The 25,313-nt window shown below is 47.1% G+C and carries 23 protein-coding genes; 10 read left to right on the plus strand and 13 right to left on the minus strand.

Annotated elements, in window-relative coordinates; translation table 11 throughout:
- Positions 1–37 precede the first annotated feature (37 nt).
- Entirely contained in the window at positions 38–439 is a 402-nt protein-coding gene (locus tag EXU85_RS23815; protein WP_142774483.1) for a Dabb family protein, read from the plus strand.
- An 86-nt stretch (positions 440–525) separates the two neighbouring features.
- On the opposite strand, the gene EXU85_RS23820 is transcribed toward EXU85_RS23815, so the two are convergent.
- Positions 526–1,980, minus strand: coding sequence for an MFS transporter (locus tag EXU85_RS23820; protein WP_246859216.1), 1,455 nt, complete (start codon positions 1,978–1,980; stop codon positions 526–528).
- A gap of 162 nt (positions 1,981–2,142) precedes the next feature.
- Here EXU85_RS23820 and EXU85_RS23825 point away from each other — a divergent pair, with 162 nt between their 5' ends.
- The 3 genes from EXU85_RS23825 to EXU85_RS23835 all read left to right on the plus strand — a co-directional run bounded on the left by EXU85_RS23825 (position 2,143) and on the right by EXU85_RS23835 (position 5,141).
- Entirely contained in the window at positions 2,143–3,291 is a 1,149-nt protein-coding gene (locus tag EXU85_RS23825; RefSeq protein ID WP_142774484.1) for an acetamidase/formamidase family protein, read from the plus strand.
- A gap of 62 nt (positions 3,292–3,353) precedes the next feature.
- On the plus strand, positions 3,354–3,692 hold the full coding sequence (locus tag EXU85_RS23830) for a YrdB family protein (protein ID WP_142774485.1): 339 nt from the start codon (positions 3,354–3,356) through the stop codon (positions 3,690–3,692).
- An 18-nt stretch (positions 3,693–3,710) separates the two neighbouring features.
- Positions 3,711–5,141 (plus strand): adenosine deaminase, encoded by a 1,431-nt coding sequence (locus tag EXU85_RS23835; protein WP_142774486.1) that lies wholly within the window; start codon positions 3,711–3,713, stop codon positions 5,139–5,141.
- Positions 5,142–5,153: 12 nt separating this feature from the next.
- Here the strand turns inward: EXU85_RS23835 and EXU85_RS23840 are convergent, their stop codons facing one another.
- The 4 genes from EXU85_RS23840 to EXU85_RS23855 form a co-directional block, all read right to left on the minus strand.
- Positions 5,154–5,594, minus strand: coding sequence for a hypothetical protein (locus EXU85_RS23840; protein WP_246859219.1), 441 nt, complete (start codon positions 5,592–5,594; stop codon positions 5,154–5,156).
- A gap of 54 nt (positions 5,595–5,648) precedes the next feature.
- Positions 5,649–6,098 (minus strand): DUF1569 domain-containing protein, encoded by a 450-nt coding sequence (locus tag EXU85_RS23845; protein ID WP_142774487.1) that lies wholly within the window; start codon positions 6,096–6,098, stop codon positions 5,649–5,651.
- Between the two features lie 31 nt (positions 6,099–6,129).
- The gene (locus EXU85_RS23850) at positions 6,130–6,423 is read right to left on the minus strand and encodes a hypothetical protein (protein ID WP_142774488.1); all 294 of its coding nucleotides are present in this window, start codon (positions 6,421–6,423) and stop codon (positions 6,130–6,132) included.
- 181 nt (positions 6,424–6,604) lie between these two features.
- Entirely contained in the window at positions 6,605–8,269 is a 1,665-nt protein-coding gene (locus EXU85_RS23855) for a glycosyltransferase family 39 protein (protein ID WP_142774489.1), read from the minus strand.
- Positions 8,270–8,532: 263 nt separating this feature from the next.
- Between EXU85_RS23855 and pgi the strand changes: the two genes are divergently transcribed.
- From pgi to EXU85_RS23880, 5 genes are all read left to right on the plus strand, one after another.
- Entirely contained in the window at positions 8,533–10,191 is a 1,659-nt protein-coding gene (pgi, locus tag EXU85_RS23860) for a glucose-6-phosphate isomerase (RefSeq protein ID WP_142774490.1), read from the plus strand.
- Positions 10,192–10,374: 183 nt separating this feature from the next.
- Positions 10,375–11,238 carry an outer membrane beta-barrel protein gene (locus tag EXU85_RS23865; RefSeq protein WP_142774491.1) on the plus strand — a complete coding sequence of 288 codons (864 nt, stop codon included), beginning with the start codon at positions 10,375–10,377 and terminating at the stop codon, positions 11,236–11,238.
- Between the two features lie 167 nt (positions 11,239–11,405).
- Positions 11,406–12,296 (plus strand): hypothetical protein, encoded by an 891-nt coding sequence (locus EXU85_RS23870; RefSeq protein WP_142774492.1) that lies wholly within the window; start codon positions 11,406–11,408, stop codon positions 12,294–12,296.
- A gap of 59 nt (positions 12,297–12,355) precedes the next feature.
- Positions 12,356–12,922 carry a bifunctional precorrin-2 dehydrogenase/sirohydrochlorin ferrochelatase gene (locus EXU85_RS23875; protein WP_142774493.1) on the plus strand — a complete coding sequence of 189 codons (567 nt, stop codon included), beginning with the start codon at positions 12,356–12,358 and terminating at the stop codon, positions 12,920–12,922.
- Positions 12,923–12,940: 18 nt separating this feature from the next.
- Positions 12,941–13,489, plus strand: coding sequence for an NADPH-dependent FMN reductase (locus EXU85_RS23880; RefSeq protein WP_142774494.1), 549 nt, complete (start codon positions 12,941–12,943; stop codon positions 13,487–13,489).
- 8 nt (positions 13,490–13,497) lie between these two features.
- Here EXU85_RS23880 and EXU85_RS23885 read toward each other — a convergent pair whose 3' ends face one another.
- From EXU85_RS23885 to dtd, 5 genes are all read right to left on the minus strand, one after another.
- Positions 13,498–13,833 (minus strand): MGMT family protein, encoded by a 336-nt coding sequence (locus tag EXU85_RS23885; protein ID WP_142774495.1) that lies wholly within the window; start codon positions 13,831–13,833, stop codon positions 13,498–13,500.
- A 30-nt stretch (positions 13,834–13,863) separates the two neighbouring features.
- On the minus strand, positions 13,864–14,439 hold the full coding sequence (locus EXU85_RS23890; protein WP_142774496.1) for a DUF3109 family protein: 576 nt from the start codon (positions 14,437–14,439) through the stop codon (positions 13,864–13,866).
- 91 nt (positions 14,440–14,530) lie between these two features.
- Positions 14,531–16,888 (minus strand): LysM peptidoglycan-binding domain-containing protein, encoded by a 2,358-nt coding sequence (locus EXU85_RS23895; RefSeq protein WP_371731940.1) that lies wholly within the window; start codon positions 16,886–16,888, stop codon positions 14,531–14,533.
- 51 nt (positions 16,889–16,939) lie between these two features.
- Positions 16,940–17,581 (minus strand): O-methyltransferase, encoded by a 642-nt coding sequence (locus EXU85_RS23900; protein WP_142774498.1) that lies wholly within the window; start codon positions 17,579–17,581, stop codon positions 16,940–16,942.
- A gap of 95 nt (positions 17,582–17,676) precedes the next feature.
- Entirely contained in the window at positions 17,677–18,129 is a 453-nt protein-coding gene (gene dtd, locus EXU85_RS23905) for a D-aminoacyl-tRNA deacylase (RefSeq protein WP_142774499.1), read from the minus strand.
- A gap of 994 nt (positions 18,130–19,123) precedes the next feature.
- Between dtd and EXU85_RS23910 the strand changes: the two genes are divergently transcribed.
- Positions 19,124–20,491 (plus strand): glycoside hydrolase family 105 protein, encoded by a 1,368-nt coding sequence (locus EXU85_RS23910; protein WP_142774500.1) that lies wholly within the window; start codon positions 19,124–19,126, stop codon positions 20,489–20,491.
- A gap of 235 nt (positions 20,492–20,726) precedes the next feature.
- Here EXU85_RS23910 and EXU85_RS23915 read toward each other — a convergent pair whose 3' ends face one another.
- The 3 genes from EXU85_RS23915 to EXU85_RS23925 all read right to left on the minus strand — a co-directional run bounded on the left by EXU85_RS23915 (position 20,727) and on the right by EXU85_RS23925 (position 25,108).
- Positions 20,727–21,164 (minus strand): nuclear transport factor 2 family protein, encoded by a 438-nt coding sequence (locus EXU85_RS23915; protein ID WP_142774501.1) that lies wholly within the window; start codon positions 21,162–21,164, stop codon positions 20,727–20,729.
- Positions 21,165–21,320: 156 nt separating this feature from the next.
- Positions 21,321–23,771, minus strand: coding sequence for a TonB-dependent receptor domain-containing protein (locus tag EXU85_RS23920; RefSeq protein WP_371731941.1), 2,451 nt, complete (start codon positions 23,769–23,771; stop codon positions 21,321–21,323).
- Between the two features lie 116 nt (positions 23,772–23,887).
- The gene (locus EXU85_RS23925; protein ID WP_246859220.1) at positions 23,888–25,108 is read right to left on the minus strand and encodes an amidohydrolase; all 1,221 of its coding nucleotides are present in this window, start codon (positions 25,106–25,108) and stop codon (positions 23,888–23,890) included.
- Positions 25,109–25,313: the final 205 nt, after the last annotated feature.

Genomic DNA, 25,313 nt, shown 5'->3' on the forward strand with positions numbered 1-25,313 from the left:
CCTCGTTCCTTATCCATCCAATAGTCAGGCATACAACATGAAAGAGCAATCACGAAGAAGTTTTGTTAAAAATAGCGTTGCAGCCGGACTAGGTGCCGGATTGCCAGTCATCGACTCAGCCCCTAAAGAAATGTTTGTTCACCACGTATTTTTCTACCTTAAAAACGCTGGCAGTGAAGCGGATAAAGCCAAATTGCTGGAAGGTTTAAACAAACTGGCCAAATGCCCCACCATCAAAATGGTGCATATTGGTACACCCGCTGGCACAACCCGAGCTGTTATTGAGCGGACATACACCTACTCCTGGCTATGCTTTTTCGATAGTCCTGAAGATGAAGAAGCCTATCAGAAACACCCTATCCACGACGACTTCCGGAACAACTATTCCACACTATGGGAGAAAGTAGTCATCTTCGATTCGGTTGGACCAAAGCGGTAAATTGTAGCGTGGACGTCTCGTCCGTATAGCCGAAGGCTATAGTTAGCCACAACTTAGCCTTCGGCTACGCGGACGAGACGTCCACGCTACATTTCCGGTACAGCAACCGGCGATGAAGGTTGTGGCGTTTTCCCTCGGGTGAACGAAATAAGGGCTCCGGTTAGCACCAAACCAGCCATGATCAGGTAAGCGTAGTGCATGCCAAGTAGCTGAGCAACGGTTGTTTCTGGCATTACATCATGCGCCAACGCGTAGCGGTTGCGGGTACTGTACCACACGGCGGCTGCTAAGGCAATGCCAACCACGAAGCCCAGATTGCGCATGAAGGCAATCATACTGCTCGCAATTCCCCGTTGCTCAAGGGGTGCCGCATTAAGGGCACTACTACTATTGGGTGACTGAAACAAGCCAAAACCCAGACTAACCATCGAGCTCCGCCAGATTACGTCTTTCCAATCCCAACTGACATCCAGGAACGAAAAGGCGAAATACCCACAGGCAGCAATCAACAAACCTGCGCTGGATAACCAGCGGGTGCTAACCCGACTAGACAAATAACCACCCAAGGGGGCCACAACACTGAGGGTTAAAGGTCCTGCCAACAAGACCAATCCCGCTTGCCCCGGATTCAGGCCTAACAACTGTTGCAAAAAGAACGGAATAACAAACAGATTACCACCAGAGGCCACAAACCCAAAAAAGGCAGCCAGAATAGCGGATGTATAGGGCCGGATACGGAACAGGCTTAGTCGTAACATCGGTTCGCTAACGCGCATTTCCCAAAAAAGAAAAAGCATCAACAGAACCGCCCCAACGGAAAGCAATCCAACAACAAGTGAGTGATTCCATCCGTATTGGGGTTCAGGGCCAAAATCCAGACCCGTCAGCAAAGTGGTTACACCGATCAGGAATAACCCCGCTCCTACCAGATCGAAACGTTGATTGACTACCTTCGGACTTTCCGGGAGGATGGTCCAGGCCCGCCAGATCGCGATCAACCCAATGGGTACGTTCACAAAAAAGATGCTCGACCAGCCGAATTTACCCAGTAAAAGTCCGCCAATCACCGGCCCTGCACTGGAACCCGCAGCTACTACCGAGCCCATAAGACCCAAGGCCTGTCCTCGCTCCTTCGGCGAAAATGCATCGCCGATGATGGCTGGACCGATAGCGTAAATCATAGAAGCACCCAGTCCCTGTAACACCCGAAACCCCACCAGCGACCAAAGATTCCAGGCCAGACCGCAAAGTAACGAGCCTAGTACAAAGACGCAGAAACCAGTAATGTATAGTTGTCGGCGACCCACCCAGTCAGATAATTTACCCATAATGAGCAACGTACTGGTGGTTGTCAGGAGGTAGCATAACACGATCCATTCCACACTGTCTCCCGCATGCAATTCCCGGCGGATGGTCGGTAACGCAATATTGACAATACTACTATCGAGCGTTGACATGAACGTGCCGAACATAATCGTACCCAGAATAATCCATTTATTGGGTGAAGATGTAGTGGCCGCTGAGACTGGCGATACTGACACGGGCAAATCAAGTTAATTCGGAAACCTAACAGGCAGAACAGGCCGGTTGTTCACACGAATCTCAGCTATAGTTAGCCATTAGGACGGTATAACGTGATCAAATAACTCCTGATTTAGTATCTTACTACGCTTATTCTCTGAGCAACTCAATCATACAACCTGATGAAAACTTCACGACGAACTTTTTTACACAAAACCACCCGAAACGGGCTGGCCCTTCTCTCAACAGGTGGCTTAACTGCCAACACACTTACCAAACTAACTTCCGGCACGGACCATACCGAAAAGCCTGCGAGTACGTCATCCGCTATCAAACCCGATCATGTAGTTCGCTCATTACCCGAAAATATGGTCTGGGGATATTTTGGAGCCGATGTGCCGCCCGTCTATAAAGTGAAAGATGGAGATGTGGTTGAAATTCAGACGGTCAACCCATCGGGTGTGAGCCGGACTAATCCCGAAGAATTTTATACCAAAAATAACCTGCCGCTCGACCAACACGCCCAGGAGGTCATTGCGATTCTGAAGAACGTAAAACCCGAGCCGTCGGGCATTCGGGGACACATGCTCACTGGTCCCGTTTACATCGATGGTGCACAACCCGGCGACAGCCTTGAAATTCGTATCCTCGACCTGACGTTTCCGGCTGGCTTCGGCGTAAATAGTGTGTGGCCTGGAGGGGGCGGCATTCCCGATGACGTTAAGACCCGCGAAACGTTTGTGTATCGCTACGATGCAAAGCGAAAAATGGCCCTGCTTAAAGAAGGCGTCGAAATTCCGCTCAAGCCGTTTATGGGTGTTATGGCCTTATCACCCCCTGCCGACTTGGGCCGACAAAGCTCTATTCCCCCTAATTTTTTCGGTGGCAATCTGGATATTAAGCACTTAATAAAAGGCACAACGCTACACCTTCCGGTTTCTGTACCGGGTGGGCTATTCACGACGGGCGATGGCCATGGTGCACAGGGTAATGGTGAAGTGAGTGGTGTAGCTATCGAAACGGCCATTAACCTTACGGTTAAATTCATTGTCCATAAAGGCAAAACGCTGAAACAACCCCGTGCCGAAACGCCAACCCATTTCATTGCTGTTGGCCTGGATAAAGACCTGAACAAGGCTATGAAAAACGCTCTTTCCGAAGCCTGTGCGTTCATTAAAGATGAACTTGGCTTTACCTTCAACGAAGCGTTATCCATCGCCAGCACGGGTGTCGATTTTGAAGTGAGTCAGGTAGTGGACCAGACACTGGGCGTTCACGCCATGATCCCCAAGTCGATTTTCACGAAGAAGAAATTCGATTATTGGTCGTAATTTTTCTCAAGTGAGCTTCTGCAGGGGTGGTTCGGCCAATGCGGAAGCTCAACATCAATCCTATGCAACTACTCAAAGGACTTAACCAGATCGTCTACTTTTTGATTGAACTCAGCATGTTAGGGGCCTTTGGCTATGTTGGTTTTCATAGTAGCCAGCATCCTTATGGAAAGTACGTATTGGCTATTGGACTTCCGATAGCCGCGGCTACCTTGTGGGGAATTTTTGCAGCCCCTCGCTCTGCTTACCGGCTGGAGTTTCCGTATCGCACGCTATTTGCGTTAACACTTTTTGGCCTTGCTTTTCTTTTGTTATACCGAACGGGGTATCCACGTCTGGCAATCACATTAGCAGTTGTTGCGCTAACCAGTGAATTAATTGCTCTTTCATTAAAACAGTAAGCAGAAAATTTATCCTTTATGGTTTCAAGAATTCTTATTTGTTTGGGGTTATTTTTTTACAATACAGCCGCTTTTTCACAGCCTGTAAATGACTATTTTGAGAAGATACGCAACAACCATGCTTTATTAACAGCTTTCTTTTCGCAAATGCCCAAAGGTGGCGATTTACATCACCATTATAATGGATCAATCTATGCCGAAACATTTATTGACTATGCCATAAAAAACGATTTATTTATCAACAAGAAAACACTTAAAGTTTCTGACAAACAACCAGTAGATGGTGATTGGGTTAATTTTTCTACCCTAAAGAAAGAAGGCACCTTACCTGACTATAAACAGAAACTATTTCAGAAATGGTCAGTAAAGGATTATAACTATGTGGATTACCCGTCTGACAAATTATTTTTCGAAACATTTTCAAACTTCGGACTTATCAGCCGAGCCGAAGTCGATAAAGGGCTGCTGGAACTTAAAAATCGGGCAAAGAAAGAAAACGTTAGCTACATAGAAACCATTTTTGTTGGTGTTCCCTGTGCGCTATCAGTAAATGATCTGGTGGGCTCAGTAAGAATATTACGGGATCAGCAGGCAAGGCAGGATACAACTGCCTGTTTGAAGTTATTAGATTCTCTTTATACAACAATTAAGGGAAGAGGTGTGCGTGAGTGCGCCCTAACCTTTAACAATGAAGTACTTAAGCCCTTACACACGAGCTTAAGGATCGATGACGCAAAATTTACGATGCGCTATCAAAGCTACGTTATACGCACCATCGAACCTGTCGACTTATTTAAAAGCATGATTGCCGCCTTTGAATCCGCTGCCACTAGTCCGCTGGTAGTTGGCGTAAATATTGCCGCTCCAGAAGATAATGACGTAGCCCTAAACGACTATTGGTTACACATGGTTATGTTTAACTATTGCCACGCTAAATACCCTAACGTAAAAATCACATTACATGCAGGCGAGTTGACGTTGGGCTTAGTAAAACCGGAAGAATTAACCTGGCATATCAATTCGGCAGTTTATTTAGCTGGGGCGAATCGAATTGGTCACGGTGTCGATATAGCCTACGAAGCCAATTGCTATGACCTGCTTCGGTATATGAATCAACATAAAATAGCCGTAGAAATTAATTTATTTAGTAATGAATTTATTCTGAAAGTAAAAGAGGATAAACATCCAATTACATTATACAACGAGTTTGGAGTTCCTATCGTTATTTGCACGGATGATGCGGGTATTTTGAGAACAAATCTTACGGATCAATTCGTACTTTTAGCGAAACGATACAAACAAATTTCCTACGCCGATATTAAAAAATTTGTATTTAATAGCATTGACTATAGTTTTATCAAAGAGGAAACAGTACGAAAAGCATTACGGGCAGATTTGACGCAACGATTTAGCAAATTCGAGAAATCCATACCCACTGCCAAGCGGTAGAAATTCCATCCACTACTTCGCAATCACCTGCACAACATAGGTCCGAATCGTTAGCCCGTTGCCTGTTTGATTTAAGAGTTTTGTGGCAAAAACAACGTTGGCGGTACCGGCCGTTATGCCTTTGATCTGAAAAATTGTTGGCCTGGCATTATCACGTGTAAGCGTGTCAACCGCTGGAGCCAGTTGTTGCCGGGAAACCTCTACAACTTCCTGGTTATCGGATGTACCAATCAGCTCCGACGTACCATCTCCACGACCTGGCAATGAAATCTCTTTGATTTCTCCAACAGAAATCCGCAGCTTTTTCTGAGAACCTGAGTTCGACGGGTTAGCTGAACTACAGGCAAACAGACCAGCTGCCAGCCAGAAAAGCGTCAACTGTTTTGGGATTTTCTTGAACAGAAGGTAGCAGCTTCTGGTAGTCCGGATTGCGGGGGTTGTATACGTAGCCATAGTTGCTATAACCTTCGGGCTATAGCAACAGTTTTAAATCTGTTTGCAAAGGGCCTAAACGCCAAATTGCCTTAAGTGGTGGTCAAGATGTTTATACATGCCAACGCTCCATTGATTGGGTGTTAGTTCACCAAAAAACGAGTGAGGGTGGGTCGTACACGCAGTTGGGCCACCCACTGAAAATAGTTTAATACCTTCCACCAACTTATCTTTTTCGCTTGTAAACTCGCGTTGATCGGCAACAATAAAGCTCTTATCAGTCGGACCATTTTTGTTAAATGGTTTCTCGTTATAAAAATTTGGTTTTATCAGAGGCCCTAGAATCCGGCCTATGAACATTCTTGGTGGAGACGTTCGCCCGAGTGCTACATCTAAAGCAGCCGTACAATGGGCCAGCATTTGGGCAACGTCCATTTTGCCCCACTGCCGTTTTGATGTCGGCTGCAGCTTATCGATCCGGCTCAGCACCTCGGCTAAGGCATCTGGTGTGTATAGGCTTTTCATCGTATCTGTTACGGTGATTCAGGTGTGGTTACTAGTCCTTTTTCTTACCTAACTTAAGCGATGTTTTTCCACCTGTGATTCGCCCGTTTTCATATTGGTAGCTCGAATTAACCCGCTTCTCCTCTATTTTCTTGACCAGATCAGGGTTAGGCTGTCCGCTCTGGATTTGATTGGGAGCCGGGGCGGGTTGTATACCATATTGACTCGGCTGCTGGTACTTCGACAACGTATTTGCTTTGGGAGCTTTTGCCTTCGTGCTATCAATTGACTGAGCAGTAGCCACTACTGACACACAGGAGATCAGGATTAAAAGTATATATTTCATTGCCGTACGATTTAGTAGCAATAAAAATAAGGTAAATTAATAGGATAGCCTACGGATTTTGTACGGGTTCGCCCCCCTTTAGGGTCGCCTGTTTATAGCAAAGAAGAGCGCCTATAAACAGGCGACCCTAAAGGGGTGAACGGTATCATTTACATAGCTTTTAACCTATGCTCAATGCATTCTATTTCGCCTTTCTACGGTAAAAAACAAAGCCGTTTTCTTCGCCTGTTTTCTTCACATCAGGTAGCGAATCGAGCAGGGTTGGCTGCTCGGAAGAATGGCGAATGAAGAGCACATCTTTGTCGATCCGTCCCCGCAAAAGCCACTCATCATTGTAGTAATTGGGGTTGGTAACAGGAGGTTTGAGCGTGTAGAAATAAGGCCCGTAGCTATGGTAACCATAGGTTTTTACGTATACATTTTGCCCCTGCGCCCGTTCAAAAAAGCGCATGGCTGCATCCTGCGAAATTCCTTCAATCCGGCCAATGAAAAACCAGAGTGTCAGGGTTATGAACACCGCCATACCAATGAACAGCATCAGCGAAGCACGTGCCATTTCCCGGTTGTTATACCAGATTAAGGCCAACGCCAGAACAATAATCAACCATACGCCCGGCAACGCTTCCCAACCCGTCCAGTCAATTTTGGCATCCAGATTACCCTGTGTAAACGCATCCTGATCGGCCGCTGCCTTTACGATATCCATCCGGTGTGCCAGATAAGGTATGCCAACAATAACGGCCACGTAAATGCCGCCAATCACCAGCAAACCAGCTCGCATCCAGTTGTTAAACTGAATTTTCCGATCCTCCAGTTGCAGAAGCGTGAGCGCGGCAAAGTACGTTAGGGGGAAATAGCACAGCGAAGAGTAATGCACAATTTTCGACTGCACAATGCTGAACAGAACCAACACGACCCAGAACAGAATTAGCATCCACCGGCGAAACTCGCGCTGATAATTACGCTCGATAAACAGCGTTCCAAACGCCCGGATAGCGAATATCGATGCGGGGAAACAACCTACCAGTAAAATAATAATATGATAGCCCGGAAAACCAACATGGCCTGCATCGGGAGTACTGAACAACCGGATGCTATACGCCACAAATTCGCGTACCAGTGTTGGACCGTGCAGGTAAATATCGAGTCCATACCACAATAGTGACCCTGCCGAAGCGGCTGCCGTAAATGCCAGAAATTGCAGCGGTGTAATGAACCACCGGAAACGGTTCAGCATCCAATACGTAAGAAGCACTAGGCCTACGATAAGATAAGCAACCGGCCCTTTAGTTAGGATAGCCAGACCGAGTACTGTGCCCCCCAGAAGAATATATGTCCAGTCGCTTTTGGGTACGGTCATAGCACCGCCCAGGCGTTCGCGTTTCCAGGACGCAAAAATTACGTTGACCAGGCTGATGAAAATGAATAGATTGAAAAAAGGGTCGATTATGCCCGATCGGAAATAAAGATGAGGAAGTACAGATCCCAGATACGCCAGCGACCATAGCAGCCCGAAACGATGCCCATGCAGTTTCTTTCCGATATGATAGAGATACACCAGCGTAATGATACCACAAATGGCATTCGGCAAGCGGGCCGAAAACTCATTGATGCCGAAGAGGTTCATCATCATAGACTGGAGCCAGAAAAACAAGGGTGGCTTCTCGTAAAACGGCTTAAAATCAATATGAACATGCAAGTAGTCGCCCATCGCAATCATCTCGCGGGCACATTCGGCGAAATTGATCTCGTCCCAGTCAAATAATCGAACACCCCCCAAAAACGGGATGAAGAATAAGATCCCCAAACCAGTCAGTACCAGCGAATAGAAAAGTTTTTGATTCATTAATGAACGTATTGATGTCAAAAAACAACGATCCCGAAAGGAAAAGGCGCGTAAAAATAGCCGAAAAAAGATTGCCGGGATTGACGATATTCGCGCCGACAAGTTAAAATAGGTAGTCAAGTTGTGGTTTTCGGTTTACGGTATTCAGTTTATGCGATGACTCGTGTGTCCACAGGGACGTCAAGACAAGGGCCATACTGTAACCCGAATGCCATATCTCGAAAACAGACTACCATAATCCGACTACTGTAAACCTGAAACGTATGCTCGCCAACCACCGATTTACCGACTTACCGGCTTATGCCCACCTGCAAGCTCACTACGATGGCCTGAAAGATCGCCATCTGCGCGACCTGTTTGCCGAAGATCCGGAGCGGTTTACAACCTTCACGCGCCAGTTTGAGGAAATTCTGCTCGATTTTTCAAAAAACCGCATTACTGCCGAAACACTTAGTCTGCTTGTTCAACTAGCGGAACAGGCTGAGCTAAAAAAAGCCATCGGCAAGATGTTTTCGGGCGACAAAATCAATCGGACAGAAGACCGGGCCGTGCTTCACATTGCTCTGCGCAATCGCTCCAATACACCGATTCTGGTAGATGGTCAGGATGTTATGCCTGATGTAAACGCGGTACTGGATCACATGAAATCATTCACCGAGCGGATACGGTCGGGCGAGTGGAAAGGCTACACCGGCGAAGCCATTACCGACGTCGTGAACATCGGCATTGGTGGCTCCGATCTGGGCCCCGTTATGGTAACCGAAGCCCTGAAGCCTTACGCCGATGATAAAAAATTACGGGTGCATTTCGTGTCGAACGTAGATGGTGTTCATATTTACGAAACCCTGCAAACCGTCCGGCCCGAAACGACGCTGTTCCTGATTGCATCGAAAACCTTCACCACGCAGGAAACCATGACCAACGCCCAAACGGCACGGCAGTGGTTTCTGGATGCCGCAAAAGACGAAGTCGCCATCGCGAAACACTTCGCAGCGCTTTCCACCAACCAGAAAGACGTTGAGAAATTCGGCATTGATCCCGATAATATGTTCGGCTTCTGGGATTGGGTTGGTGGCCGGTATTCGCTCTGGTCGGCCATTGGGCTCTCCATTGCGCTCTATATTGGCTTCGATAAATTTGAAGAATTGCTGGAGGGTGCCCATGCCATGGACCTCCATTTCCATGATACGCCACTTGATCAGAACCTTCCCGTGATTCTCGGTCTGGTGGGTATCTGGTACAATAACTTCTTTGGGGCGCAAACCGAGGCTATCCTTCCCTACGACCAATACATGCATCGCTTTGCTGCGTACTTCCAACAGGGCGATATGGAAAGTAACGGCAAATCGGTTGATCGGGCGGGCCATCCCATCGACTACCAAACCGGCCCGATTATCTGGGGCGAACCCGGCACCAATGGTCAGCATGCGTTTTACCAGCTAATTCATCAGGGCACCAAATTGATTCCCTGCGATTTTCTGGCTCCTGCCATTAGCCAGCGGCCTATCGGCGAACACCACAAAATTTTAATGGCTAATTATTTCGCACAAACGGAAGCATTGATGAACGGCAAAACAGAAATTGAAGCGGCCGAGGAATTACGCAAAACAGGCAAGACCGAAGACGAGATTAAAGCCCTGACCCCCTTCAAGATGTTTTCAGGAAATCGTCCTACGAATTCCATCCTGTTTAAGAAGCTGACACCTCGCACGCTCGGTAGCCTGATTGCCATGTACGAGCACAAAATCTTCACTCAGGGCGTAATCTGGGACATTTTCAGCTTCGATCAATGGGGTGTTGAACTGGGTAAACAATTAGCTAGCCGCATTCTGCCCGAGTTGCAGGATGATGCCCCCGTTAGCACGCACGACAGCTCGACAAACGGACTTATGAATGCATTCAAAACTATGCGAACGCAGTAGCTTACTGAATACAGAGCCAAAGAGAACACAGAGCTATTGAAGCCTATTTTTTCTATGTTCTCGGCGACGCTCTATTCATTAAAATAAAAATAATTAAAAACATTGGCTGGCAACGGCCTGTTAATGGGGTGTAATCTAGATTACGCCCTATTTTCATTTATACACTCAACGAGAGAACAAGTTATGAAAAAGCAATTCTCACTTCTGGCAGCTTGCCTATGTGGTATTGGCCTTGCGAATGCCCAGACCACAACTCCTACGTATTCGACAACGAGTACACCAACGAATTCATCCTACTCGTCATCAATGACAACGGACAGCACGGGCTCGATGAATAACAGCAATTCAATGAATAGCAATTCCTCAACAACCAACGGAACCTATTCAACGAACACCATGGCTACTGATGGTACCACAACCACTACATCAACCGAAACGTACTCAACTGACCGTCCGGCTCGTACCAAGGCAGGCGATTACAAAAACTTTGTGTTCGGTATCTATGCGGGCTTAAACAGCACCAAATTCAAAGGTGAAAGCGTTAATACCGGTGGCGATATTTCAGGACGGATAGGCTATCAGGCTGGTTTTTTCGTGCGCGGTGGTGGCCGGTTGTTTGGCCAAATTGGCGGTGAATATTTTGCGTCGAGCTCAAACTACTTTACAAGAGGAGACGGTCAGTCGGCAGCTAGTATTCAGGACCAGATCAACATTCAGTACGTTCAAATCCCTCTGTATATTGGCTACAAGTTACTACAATCGGATCGGGGATTATCTGCCATTCGGTTGCAGGCTGGCTTGGAGTATGCCAATCGTATCAGCTCCAGCAGCGGTAAGTTTAACCTGACTAATGCTGAGATTAAAAGTGGTACATTCAATGCATTGGCTCAGTTAGGATTTGATATTGGTCCACTGCTCATTGACCTGACTTACCACCATGGTCTCAGCGATTCTATTAAGAATCCAACTAACGGAAGCACGACAACAACGGGCTTTGCAGGTTCGCAACGACGGATTCTGAGCGCCAGTGTTGGTTTTAAATTCTAACACTGTTTTGTCACGCTATTTGGGAAGCCGCTCTTTCAACAGGGGCGGCTTTTCTTATGATTATTGCCTTTTAAGGTGACTTATTAAACATGATTACCCAAACATTCCTTTGCATAGAACGGTTTTAAGACTGAATCTATGCATTCATTTACTCAACTCAACAGGTTATGAAAACATTAACTAAAACAGCTCTGCTCCTAGCAGGGGTTTGCAGTACAGGTATCGTATTAGGGCAACAGAATTCGTACAATGACCGGTACGATTACAACCGAAACGATAACCGCGATCAACGACGTTACGAACGGCAGGATGAACGACGATTCAATAACACGATTGACGAACGGCGCGAATACAATCGCCGAAATGAAGAATACCCCCGCTATGACAATCGCTACCAAGGACGTATTGGCGATAATCGCCAGTTCGATGAGCGGGATCTAAGCAAGGCGTATGATGAAGGGTTTGAAGATGGACAGCGGAGCCAGGAGGTATCTGAGCGGCAGGAGCATCGCGAAAATTATAAGCACTTTACATTTGGCATTTATGGAGGTGCTAACTCAACCCGATTTGAGGGTGAAACCGTAGACGGCCAAAACTTGACCGGCCGATTAGGTTATCAGTTAGGCTTCCTGGTACGAGGTGGTGGCCGAATTTACGGTCAGGTTGGCGCGGAATATCTGGCATCCAGTTCGCAATTCTTTAAACCAGGCGATGGTCAGGTAAATGGTGTTAGTGATATTACGGCTAACATTGACCAGCGGTATTTGCACATTCCAGCTTATGTTGGTGTAAAACTGGCCCAGTCTGACCGGGGTGTGTCGGCAGTTCGGCTGGCGCTTGGTGCTGAATACGCTACACCGTTGGGTACGGATAAAAATGATTTTAACTTAGGCAACGCCGATTTTCAGGCGGCAACCATCAATGGTCTGGTCAACCTTGGCTTTGATGCGGGCCCAATTATGCTGGATTTTGTGTACCACTATGGTTTTGCCGATGTGCTGGCTAGTGGTAATAGCAAACGCCGGATTCTGGGCGTGAACCTAGGGTTTAAGTTTTAAGTTAGTTGGTAAGTCGATAAGTCAGTAAGTAGCTGACTTATCGACTTACCAACTAACCTATGAATACCCTCTTCCCTATTTTCGTTAAAGCCGAAAACCTGCATATGCTTATTGTGGGTGGTGGTTATGTTGGCCTGGAAAAACTCACGGCGCTGCTGGGTAATTCGCCAGAGACGCGGGTTACGCTTGTAGCCCCTGAGATACGGGACGAAATTTGGGAGATGGCTCGCCAGAGTCCAAAAGTGCAACTGATCCAGGAGCCCTACCACGAGATCTATTTATCAGACATTGATTTAGTCATTGCCGGAACTAACGACAAAGCAGTTAATAAGCAGGTACAGGCTGATTGCAAAATCCGGCGAATTCTGGTCAATGTAGCCGACACGCCCGATTTATGCGATTTCTACCTAAGTTCAGTTGTCAAAAAAGGCGACTTAAAAATTGCCATTTCAACCAACGGCAAATCGCCGACCTTCGCCAAACGATTCCGCGAGGTTCTGGAAGAGATTCTACCCGATAGCTTACAGGAAACACTAGATAACCTGACAGCCATCCGCAACCAGCTCAAAGGTGATTTTGTCCAGAAAATGGAGAAACTAAACGAGATCACCAGGGTGTTGCGCTAAGTACGAACCTCAACACATATGCATATTCTCGCGATCTCCGGTAGCCTTCGGGCAGCCTCTACCAATACATCGATTTTACGGGCTGTTGCCGAACTAGCTCCCCCAACCGTAACCGTCACTTTGTACAACGGGCTCGATAATCTCCCCCATTTCAGCCCTGAGCGCGACATTGATCCGGCACCTGAAGCGGTAGCGACTCTACGCAACCAACTTCGGGAAGCCGATGCCGTGATTATCTGCACACCCGAATACATACACGGTATGCCCGGTGTTCTGAAAAACATGCTCGACTGGATTGCCTCGTCGGGTGAGTTTGTGTACAAACCCGTTGGTGTAATTAGTGCTGGCCCATCAGACACAGGTGGCTCTCGGGCACACATAGCACTCGTTCACACAATGGACGTGTTAACCGCGAACTTACCCGAAAAAGCATCACTCAGCATACCGTTTGTACGGACGAAGTTAGATGTAACTGGGCAGGTAACAGACTCGATTCTGACTCAGGAATTGCGCGATGTGATTGATACATTGATTGAAGCAGTCCAAAACCGAAGTACGATCGCCTAAAAACACGCCTACAAAGCCAGCTCAACGGAGGGGTCCCAAAAAAGCGTTTTAAAGTCAACGACCTTATCATTCTCCACCCGAACCCCCTCCACTTCCAGTAATTGCTGCATACCATTCGGTTCTCCAAAAAAATGTTTGCCGGATAACACGCCAACGCTGTTGACCACCCGATGAGCGGGAACGTCGGGCCTGTTATGACACCCGTTCATAGCCCACCCCACCATCCGGGCACCCGCACGCAGGCTTAGGTAACGGGCAATTGTGCCATAGTTTGTCACTCGTCCTTTTGGTATTAAGCGGACAACGTCATAGACCTCCTCAAAATAATCGCGCTGTTCAGGCATTGCGGTGAACGAATAGAATCAAGAACTAGCTTATTTAGCTTCGTTTTTCTCGTCAATTGCCTGCGACAATCGGTCATACCACTCTTCCCCGTAGGCCCGAATGAGAGCTTCCCGGACAAATTTATAGATGGGCACGTTCAATTGTTCACCGAAACTACAGGCAGGGCTACAGATAGGCCAACGGTCGTAATTCAATGCATGGAATGATTCGTATTTAGTAACCCGAATGGGGTACAAATGGCAGGAGATGGGTTTTTTCCAATCAACTTTACCATCGTTATAGGCTTCTTCAATACCGCATTTTAGAATGCCCTTGTCGTTCCAGGTTGCATAAACACACTCCCGCCCACCAACAGTGTTTGTAACAAAGCCACCATGTTCATCGGGCTCGTAGCCGCCTTTCTGCTCGATGACCCGAATACCTTCGGGTGAGAGGTAGGGCTTTATATCGTCGTAAATCCGGTCAAGAATGGCGGGTTCATCACCTTCCAGCGGGGCCCCCATGTCGCCCTCAACACAACAGGCTCCTTTGCATTTATCAAGGTTGCAGACGAAGAACTTTTCAGCAACGTCGTCGCTGATGCAGGTAGTATCAATCAGAATCATAGCATGTAAATGTAAAATGGAGAATGTAAGATGAATAACGTAAGACCCATTTCCGGCGGGCGGTTTTACACTTTACATTTTCCATTTTACATTATTCATTAGTTTTTTTTAGAATCTTAATTTTCTGCCCCACTTTAACGCCCACATCCGATAGGTTATTCCAGGCCTGGATCTGCTCGATGGTTACGCCATAGATTTGGGTAATCCGAAACATTGTTTCGCCCTTTGCCACGGTATGATAGGTTACCGCCGACGGGGAAGTCGATGCAGGTACTGCTTTAATCGAAGGTGATGGCTGAACAACCCGGCCTCCGGGGGTGAGTTTTACGGCAAGTTGCTGGCCAACTTCAAGCTTATCATTCGACGTCAGGTTGTTGAGCGATAATAACTCATCAACACTTAATCCATATAGTTTTGAGATGCTGTAATACGTTTGCCCGGCTTCTACGGTATGTGTTGTGGCGGAACGGTTCGCGACCGACGTAATTGGAGAAACAGGCTTGGGTTCCGACGTTGTCGTAGCGGGTGCCGTTGGCCGGGAATCTACCTTAGCAGCCGGGCGAGGGGGTGCTTTCGTTGGTGGAACTGCGCCCGGAACGGTCAATGAACCATCAGCCTGTTGCTCACGTGGCCCCTCGTACTTGCCCGTTTCAGGTCGTCCCATATCAATATCGGTAGCGGGAGTCGGTTTAGGGCGTTGGGTAGTAGCATAGGTGTCGGGTGCATTTGTTTTTGGTGAAGTCGAACCAGCGGTTCTATCCGGTTCAGGCATGGTAGCCACCGGTACTGTTTTCGTTGGTTGCGAGCCATCCGGCGTACGTACGATCACGACGCGCTGCGACCCATCATTAGTACCTGTAGGCGTACTGGCAGCCGGTACTGACCGACTGTTTGTGGGCTGGCTATTCGTTGGCTGCGAAACCGGACGCGCTGGTGGAGCCGTTGCGGGTTCAGACGTGCCATCGTTCGGGGTTACACCACCACCTACCAGCTTCGGCTGGTACAGTTTCCGTTCTGATGGGTTACGGGGTACACCATCGCTGCCGTTTACCGGGCGAGGGACTCCACCGGTTGAAGATGGCGTATTCGCGGCCACATCCGCCCGGCTAGGTGTTGGTGTCTGATCGTAAACAGGCGGAGTTGGCGCATTTATGATTTCGACCGGTTTATTACTGGGTCGGCGTTCGCGCAGCCACATTACCCGGCCCGTGGCCAATTTCTGGACTCGATCCAGGCGGTTATAGCGCATCAATTTCTTCAGCCGGATGCCGTAGCGCTGCGATATACTCCGGGCCGTTTCATCGTCACGAACGGTGTGAAAAGGTACCAGCGCTTTTTTGCGTTTCTTGGCCAGATAATACACATCATTGACAATTACCACATCCCGATCGCTCATATCATTGTAGCGCAAAAAACTAGACAGGCTGATCTTTGCTTTTCGGGAGAGCGATGCTGCATTATCGCCAGCCTGCGCCTGAATACCCGGCAAGCCATTGATCTCGAACAAGATGGGATCGTTTTTGCTACTCAAGCCCGTTGTAACTCGTCGTAAAACCGGAAAACCCACGTCGTTCTGAACAAAATCGGGGGTCTTTTTAGCACCAACATTCACGATTTTCTGGCGCACATCGTTGATTTGGTTGCTCACGACTGGAACTGCCATTACATAAGCTTTGTCGGTTGGTACAGCATCGCCGAGTACCCAGCGGTTGTACTTCCGAAGCTCAAACTCATCGACGCTTAACTCGTCGGCAATGGCCTTCATGGTTTTGCCTCCCCCATTTGGATACTCGATCAACGCAAATCGATTGCTGGTCTGGTGGGTTTGTAAGGCATTTTCGATCGCAATCTTATGGGCAAAGAACCGCAGAATATAGCGATCTGTCCGACCATCCAGGGCAACTTCACGAGCATACGACCAATCGGGCGGAATTAATTTAGCAATACCCCCTGCGCCCAGGTAATAGGAATAGAGGGAGGCTACCCAGTTATTAAATTGTGAGTTACTTCGTTTCAGGTATTTAGCTGCGCCATGGGTAGAACCTGTAATACTCTTCCGCTCGTCTACTGTGTCATCTACCCGCATGCCATTATCCATGGCCGTCTCGCGTTTGAACTGCCAGTATCCCACAGCCGTCGACGACGATACTGCATCGGGTGTCAGTGAGCTTTCCTGAACGGCGAGGTATTTAAAATCGGTGGGTACATCTTCATCGATCAGGATGGCTTCGATCATCGGAAAATAGAGGACCACCCGATCAAGTTTGGCCGTCCAGTATTGCCGGTTTGCCATCAGTGCATTCACATCCTGCTGCACAATACGTCGGGCATCGGGGTCCAACTGCACCGAAATATCAGCAAACGTTAGTTGTTCCGGCACCGTTGGTACGCTTACTTGCGCCGATGCCATGAAGCCTGTCAACAGGAAAAGTAGGGATAGGACACGCATTCGTTTTTTCATAAATTATACCGCTACGGCGGCTCATTTTGTCAATCGCACTTATCGTTTTCGTATCATCATAATCCCGTCTCGTACGGGTAACAGCACATTTTCCACGCGCGAATCGTTCTGAACTTTCTCATTAAAAGCCAGCACCGACTGAGTGTCAAGATCCGATGGTTTTACCAACTCAACAACCTTGCCACTCCATAATACATTATCGGCCAGCATGAACCCGCCAGGTCTCACCTTGTCGAAAATCAGATCGAAATAGGCCGAATTATTACGCTTATCGGCATCGATAAACACCAAATCAAACGTTTCGTTGAGCGTTGGAATTATATCCATTGCCGAACCGAGCCGAAAATCAATTTTATCATTCAGGGGTGATTTTTGCCAGTAAGATCGGGCAAAATCTTCGAGTTCCTCGTTATGATCGATTGTTATCAACAGGCCGTCATCCACTAATCCTTCGGCTAAACAAAGGGCTGAATAGCCAGTATACGTACCAATCTCGAGAATTCGACGCGGGCGTATCATCCACGAAATCATCGATAAAAAGCGGCCTTGCATATGCCCCGACAGCATTCGGGGAGCCATAATCTGAGCGCGGGTATTTCGGTTAAGCTGATACAACAACTCGCTTTCGGACGAGGTCGACGCTTCCGCATACGCATTTATGTTGGCGGGCAAAAAATCCATTCGGCTATTTACCTATAACTCCATTTGGGAGACAGGCAAGGGCTGGTTTCAGTAAAAGTAACGTATAGCTAGCATAAATCGGTAATCTAACTAGACTAAATCCGGTTTTTCGAGTCTATTAAAATAGTAACCGGTCCATCATTGAGTAAGGAGACCTTCATATCAGCCCCGAATGATCCGGTTTGGATTGGTTTGCCCAGATCAGCCTCTAATTGTGTAATCATCGCTTCATACAGGGGTATGGCTACGTCTGGGCGTGCGGCTTCAATAAAACTAGGGCGATTCCCTTTTTTGGTGCTGGCATGAAGCGTAAACTGGCTGATGAGTAAGATATCTCCATTAACAGCGGCTAAATCAAGATTCATTTTATCATCGGCATCATTGAAAATTCGCATACCAATTACTTTCCGGCTAAGCCACTCTACATCGTCGCGCGTATCGGCATGGGTAATACCCAGTAAAATTAAAAAGCCGGTTTCGATTTGGCCTTTAAGCTGATTATCAATACTAACCGAAGCGTGTGAAACGCGTTGAATAACTGCAATCATCGTAAAAAATAAGGCTGGTTCATGAGAACCGTTTACTAAAACAATATTTCCCTTTTACTGATACTCACTAGTTTTCGAGTACAGCGACTAAAACTGGTTAAACTTATTGAGAACGCCATGGAATCGGATAGTATAGAAAGCTTGAAAGGGTAAATACCTTCAATTAAAGTTATGTAGAGTTATTTAGTAACTAACTTTACAAACTAATTCATTAAAAACTCTCTAACTTGCGCGCTCTAATCAAAATAGAGGATTTTTAATTTTCGTTTTATCTACTCGTTTTACGTGATTAACTAAATTTTTAAAATCCTCTTTAAACTTTACACTAAAGTAGATGTCATAGCTGGGTTATGTACGATCAACTCGCTTCGACAGACAAAAAAATGAGCAGAAAATTACTGATATTGCTAGTTATACTAGGAGCTTTTACTCTATTTATTGGGTGTTCCTTAGCCCTTATTCAGTGGATACAGAGCTATATGAATGGTGTATATAGCCACACCACCACCGAAGCTTTATTGGGAACAACAGCCTTAGTAATTTATATTTATTTTGGTATTCGATTTTTCAATCGGCACTTTAGCTCTTTACGATAAACTTAGCACATAACCACTTATTTTTAGTCCATATCCTGTTCTTATAGGCTCTGATTTATAGCAAATTGCCAGTAGTTCAACACATGGTTTGTATTTACTCTAAACTAGCTTTTTTAGGCAAATTCTTACTGTAAATACATGAATAGTGAGAGCCCCAGCTCGTTATCTATAATCACGGCAATAGCTTATTGCTCAGCCACAGGATTACATTAGCTCGGCTCCATCAGTCAACCCTTTATTGGTTCATCCCCATTCAACATTGATAAGAAAGTTAACCTGACAATGAGCTGGCGCTACATGTGCTGGTTCAAACTATACCCACACAGGAGAGTGCATGATAGAAGACCAAAAGAGTTTTGTAATATTTGTTAACTCTATATTCTTTTACCAACTTATTTATGCTTACCTCCTCCCCCCGTACACTACTACTTCTGGTATTGTTAGGTAGTAGTCTTACCCTTCAGGCCCAGCCTGGCGCGCCAAAAGCTAATGACTCCACCACACCGCTACACTTGCTGCAACCTGATTACCCGGTGCCGTATGGCCAGCCTAAAATCGAAGACGTGACTGGCGTAATTCGCCGGATCTATACTTATCTAGATGCCAATACGCCTACGCAGCTCATTGACAGGGAGACGAAGAAAGACATCCCTTCAGGGGGTGTATTCAACCCGAATGCCATTTTTAAACCCGGCGATTTTCGGCTCATCAGCTATGAATGGGGGGTTACCTATGCCGGTATGCTGCTGGCCAGCGAGGCTACCGGCGACGCCCGCTATGCCGACTATACCAATAAACGGCTCCAGTTTATTTCGGACCAACTTCCGTACTTCCGGGCGCAGGTTCTGGCTGATCCTAAGGCGAATACACCCATGCGCTCGGTACTGGCACCGCACGCGCTCGATGATGCCGGAGCCATGTGTGCCGCTATGATCAAAGCGAGCCGGGCAGGAGGCATAAAAGCGGATCTGCGGCCCATGATCGATAACTACATAAACTACATCCAGACGAAAGAATTTCGCTTAGCCGATGGCACCCTAGCCCGTAATCGTCCGCAACCGAATACGCTCTGGCTCGACGATTTGTTTATGAGCGTTCCGGCGCTGGCGCAGATGGGCAAACTCACTGGCGACAACAAGTACTACGATGAGGCCGTTAAACAGGTTACCCAATTTGCCAAACGGATGTTTAATACCCAAAAAGGGCTGTATATGCATGGATGGGTTGAGGGGATGACGGTACATCCAGAGTTTCACTGGGGCCGTGCCAATGGCTGGGGGATTCTGACTGCGGTTGAATTGCTGGACGTGTTGCCGGAAAACCACCCCGGCCGACCTGCTATTCTAGAGTTGCTCCGAGCTCATGCTAGAGGCTTAGCCGCCCAACAGTCTGGTTCGGGTTTCTGGCACCAGCTACTCGATCGCAACGATTCGTATCTGGAAACGTCCGCTACAGCCATTTATGTGTATTCATTCGCACGAGCTATTAATAAAGGCTGGCTCGATCCGCTAGCCTACGCACCAGCTACTTTATTGGGCTGGAATGCCGTAGCGACCAAGGTTACTCAGGCAGGGCAGGTTGAAGGCGTTTGTGTAGGTACGGGTATGGGTTTCGATCCGGCGTTTTACTACCACCGGCCTATTAATCCATATGCAGCACACGGGTATGGACCAGCACTGTTAGCGGGTGCTGAGGTAATTAACCTGCTGAAGAAATATCCGTTTGAAATCAATGACAGTTCACTGCAATTGACGCAAAAGAAATAAGTACAACCTAATCAGTTCGTGCGAAACAGCTCAGCAGCAGCCTAATGCACTAAACAGGACCTGGCTACTCCTGAATATACCTGACAATAGTTATTTGGAAATCAAGCAGGTGAGTTCAGGAGAGTTAGCCAAAAAAAACGGGCGTATATTTGTACAATACGTTTTATCATAGGTTTGTTATAGGATAAGCCCACCAGATATCTGATGGGCTTATTTAGTGTACCAGGCTAACTAATTAGATTTTTACAGCTTGCCGGGCGAGTAGCTTCCAGTTTCCTTTCTGCTTGATCCACACCTGTAGCACGCTTAGTTTCACTTGACCTGGCTTACCATTATCAAGTGTTTCTCCCATCAATTTATGACGTACCAGCGCCGTGTTATCCGTGACCGAAATCGTTTGATCAACTAGCTCGATACTAACAAAGTCGGATGTACCACTTGTAAGGGCTTCTACAAAAGCCGCTTTATCCTCTATTTTTCCACTTGAGTGCCCATAACTTAATTCATCGGCGGCAAGGGCTTCTAATTTGGCTTTGTCGGGCGAAATCATCAGCAAACGTAGTTGCTCAACAGCCTGGCCAACAGCTGTCTGATCTTTTGTTTGATTAAAACTACCTGTGAATGAGAGACTACAAAAAGCAATAAGTGTAAGCGCAACAATTTTTGTGTACATGATTAGAACGTATTTCTTGGTTTCGTTAGAATTGCCTTACCTAGGCAACCATACTTTGAAAACGCAAAAATCGAAATTTTTTACCGTAGTGTTAACTGAAAGTTATTTTGTAGTACATAGAAGTTGACTACAGGCCTGCTAACAGCATATTATAACCTAAAACTCTCCTTCTCCCGGCTCTTTCATTTTCTTTTTAGCCTGGTGAAGTCGGTAATTGAACGTTAGGTTAATCTGACGTAACCGTCCCTGCGAGCTGCTTTCTGTATAAAAATTAGCGCCTTCAGTAATGGATCGGTACCGCCGGGAATTAAATACATCGAGTACATTAAGTACCAGCGTGCCGTTGTTGTTGAGAATATCCTTACTGACAGATAAGTCTAACGTAGCGATGGCCTGCCGGGTCCCCTGGGGTGTTTTCTGCGGAGCCTCGTAGTTGCTCCTCATCTGAAAATCGGTGTTTTTCCAGAGGGTAAACCGAGATGTCATCCGGGTGAACCAACTGTACGTATCGCTTTGATAGCTTGCATCCAAATTGCCGCCATTCGTGATAGCCCGAAAGAAATTGACACTGCCGTCAAGTTTCCACCATTTGTAGAGCGCATACGAACCAGCAAACTCGGCCCCGTAGGAGTCTTCGGTAGCTAAGTTTTCGGGGCGGGTCGTTGAAAATCCCTGATCATTTACCCGCCGAATCCGGATAATTTTCCCAGTGGTGTAACGATAATAAATCGACGAGCTAATCGATCCTTTTTCAACGTATTTAATATGGCCGAGTTCAAAGGCATCTGTAAATTCAGGATTCAGATCAGGATTTCCACTGAAGAAATTCCGGCTATCGCTAAAGGTCATGAACGGGCTCAAATCATTGTACTGCGGCCGTCGGACCCGGCGGCTATAGCTAATTTGTAAGGCGTGCTGGCTAGGCAGATCGTAGGTGGCATGGATACTCGGAAACAGATTGGCATAACTTCGGGGATTCACATCGTTGGTTTGTTTCAGGGTGGTCGTCACGGCCGTCCACTCGGCCCGAACCCCCAACTGATAGGAAAACTTACGAATCTTGTTCCCTACAATTCCGTAAAGCGCATTGATCTTTTCTTCGTACAAAAAATTATTGGTCAGGTTCGGCAATTGAAACCAGCTTCCATCGGCATTTTGCTGAATAACGGTGTAATCGTTGGTCATATTCCGCGTGCTGCTGCGGAGTCCACCTTCCAGCTTCCCGTCTTTTTTAAAAGGCCGAACGTAATCCACCTGCACTAAAAGCTGCTTCTCGGTTTCATCATTGATAGCCCGTTGCAGCGTGTTAGGAATTCCGGAAACAGCGCCCGTTGGCAACAGCGTTTGCTGAGCAAAATACTGGTCCGACTTTTCCCAGTTATCCAGATACCGAACGTCGGCGGTAAGCTCGTGACCTTCGCGGGCAAAGGTTTTTTTATAACTCACAACATACTCCGAATTGGGTTCAGTTTCGGTCTCGTCCTGGGTTCGATTTGTAATCGTTTGTAATACACTTGTGTTGGGCCGGTAATCCAGGTACTGGATGTCGGAAAAGCGTTTACCCTTGCTCAATCGCCAGGTGTACGAGGCCGTCAGAATACTTTTGGGGTTAAAGAAATAGTCGATACCGGCCCGGGCATTATTATTTTGCCCTTTTAACTGGCTGGTCGAGCTTTGCCGGTACGCAAAGGTTGTATCGTTACTATACACTTCCTGATAGAGTGAACTTCTGCCGGGGGTATTGCGGTACGATGCGGTATAATTGATGAAGAAATTCAGGTTTTTGCGTCGATAGTTGACGTTGGCGGCTGCTCCGAAATTAGCCGGATTCCCCGTGATAATATCGAATGAGCCATTGAAGCCTTCTTTACGCTCTTTTTTCAGGACAATATTGATAATACCACCCATGCCTTCGGCTTCGTACCGGGCCGATGGGTTCGTAATTACCTCAACCCGCTCAACCATACTTCCCTGTAATTGTTGAAGCCCACTCCCACCCTTCAGGCTCACCAGTCCAGAAGGCTTACCGTCAATCAGTATACGGACACTGTTACTTCCGCGCAAACTAACATTACCATCCCCATCAACCGCCACCGACGGAATGTTTTTCAGGATATCGGAGGCCGTACCTCCCGCGTTCGCCAGGTCTTTGCCTACATTGAAAATTCGCTTGTCCAGCGATAACTCCATCTGGCTTTTTTCACCTTTTACGGTTACTTCATCCAGTTTTTTTGCGCTGGATTTAAGCACGGGGGTGCCAATTTGTATATCCTGATTAGCGGCCTTAATATCAGGAATTGTCTTATCCTGATAGGATAATGCCGTCACTTTCAGATAATAACTGCCGGGTTTGGTCTGAAGGGCAAATTTTCCGGCTTCATCTGACACGACACCAGTTACCAGAACCGACCCAGCGGCCTGGTACAACGCAACCGAAGCAAAGGGAATTGGCTTATTAGTCTCATCGACAAAGGCGCCCCGAATCCAAATCTGCTGCTCTGATTTACTAGGCTGGGCGAAGGCCAGTGCGGGAACGACAAAAAGAAGAAGTACGAACAATCGTATACGAACCTGATACATAGTTGAGTAAACCAGCCTGACAAGCATAGTTAAATCAGGCTGGTAGAGGAAGATTAAAACCGTAACGACTACATAAAGAGGCCAACGCCTGTCATCTACCAGTTCTTTTCTGTTTTTTCTGGCTGATACGAATTATGTAGTGGTTATGAATGGCCAATTTTAATGAGCTCTAAAAATAGGTGAGCAGCCGGCTCAATCAGGTTATCGTTGAAATCGTAATTGTCGTTGTGAAGGGCGGGCGAATCTTCTCCGTTACCAATACCAAACATAGCACCGGGATACTGTTGGGTAAACAACCCGAAATCTTCACCCCATTTAAAAGGTTCCTGTTTTTCGATAAATGGATAGCCGAGTTTTTGCGCACTTTCCTTGATTTGACTGAACGCCTGAGGATCATTTTCGTTGGCGAAAAACGCTTCTGTATAGGCGATTTCAACGTTGATGCCACTTCCGGTAGAGAGCTCCGCCAGTAAGTCCAGAAGCTGAGTTTTCAGCGTTTCCATCCGTTTCGCATTCCGGGTTCTGAGCGTTAGATGCACCTCGCCGTAACCTGCCGATATGCCATAGGACTTCTCACCCATAGTAATGTAAATTGGAGTTATCAGCGCAAACGCTTCGGATTGAGGCTCTGGATTCTGTATCTGTTTCGTTTGCAGCATAAAATCCGCCAGTACATAGGCTGGATTGAGACCCTTCTCGGGTTCTGCAGAATGCGACACCTTTCCGGTAAACGAGACAATCATGCTGAGAACGGATGAGGTAAACGACCCTGGTTTACACACAATCGTACCTTCCTGATAACCGGGCAAATTATGCAGCGCAAAGACCCGGTCGGGGCGAAGTGCCGCAAAGGCAGGGTCGTTCAGAACCGCTTCGGCTCCTTTTCCCGTTTCTTCGGCGGGTTGAAAAAGCAAATACACCCTGCCGGTTGAAACAGGCTTTTCGGCTAATAAAGAAGCTAATCGGGCGAGGATGGCAGCATGACCATCATGTCCACACTTGTGCGAAACGCCCTTGTTCTGTGATTTGTGGTCAACTAGGTTAACCTCCTGAATAGGTAACGCATCAATATCGGCCCGGATTAACGTAACCGGGCCGGTAGTACCCTGACCATATTGCAGCAACAAACCCGTTCCGCCCACTTCGCGGATAGAAACCGGATTGAACTGGCTAACAAAGGCTTTTATCCGTTTCTGGGTCTCAACTTCGTGGCCAGAAATTTCAGGAAACCGGTGAAGCTCGTGCCTGAATTGTGTGAATATGTTGGAAATAGGTGAAGACATATTGCTAAGATTCGCCTGGCGCGGGTATTCATCCGTGCCAATTAATAAACGCGAGTGTATACTCGCTTCATTGAAAGGCACGGGTGAATACCCGCGCCAGCCCCTTACATCTTAAGCCATTCCCGAAAACTAGCTGGTTGGCGATCTATACAGCTATAATAGGCAGCCAAAACACTGTTGATAAGGAGGCAAATTAGTACCGTTACTACCTGGCCTTTTCCACTTTTCATAGGAATAACCATGGCAAACATCACCCCCCAAACAATCATCATGAGGATGCAGACTA

Origin of the sequence: Spirosoma sp. KCTC 42546, from assembly GCF_006965485.1 — a bacterium.
Taxonomy (GTDB): domain Bacteria; phylum Bacteroidota; class Bacteroidia; order Cytophagales; family Spirosomataceae; genus Spirosoma.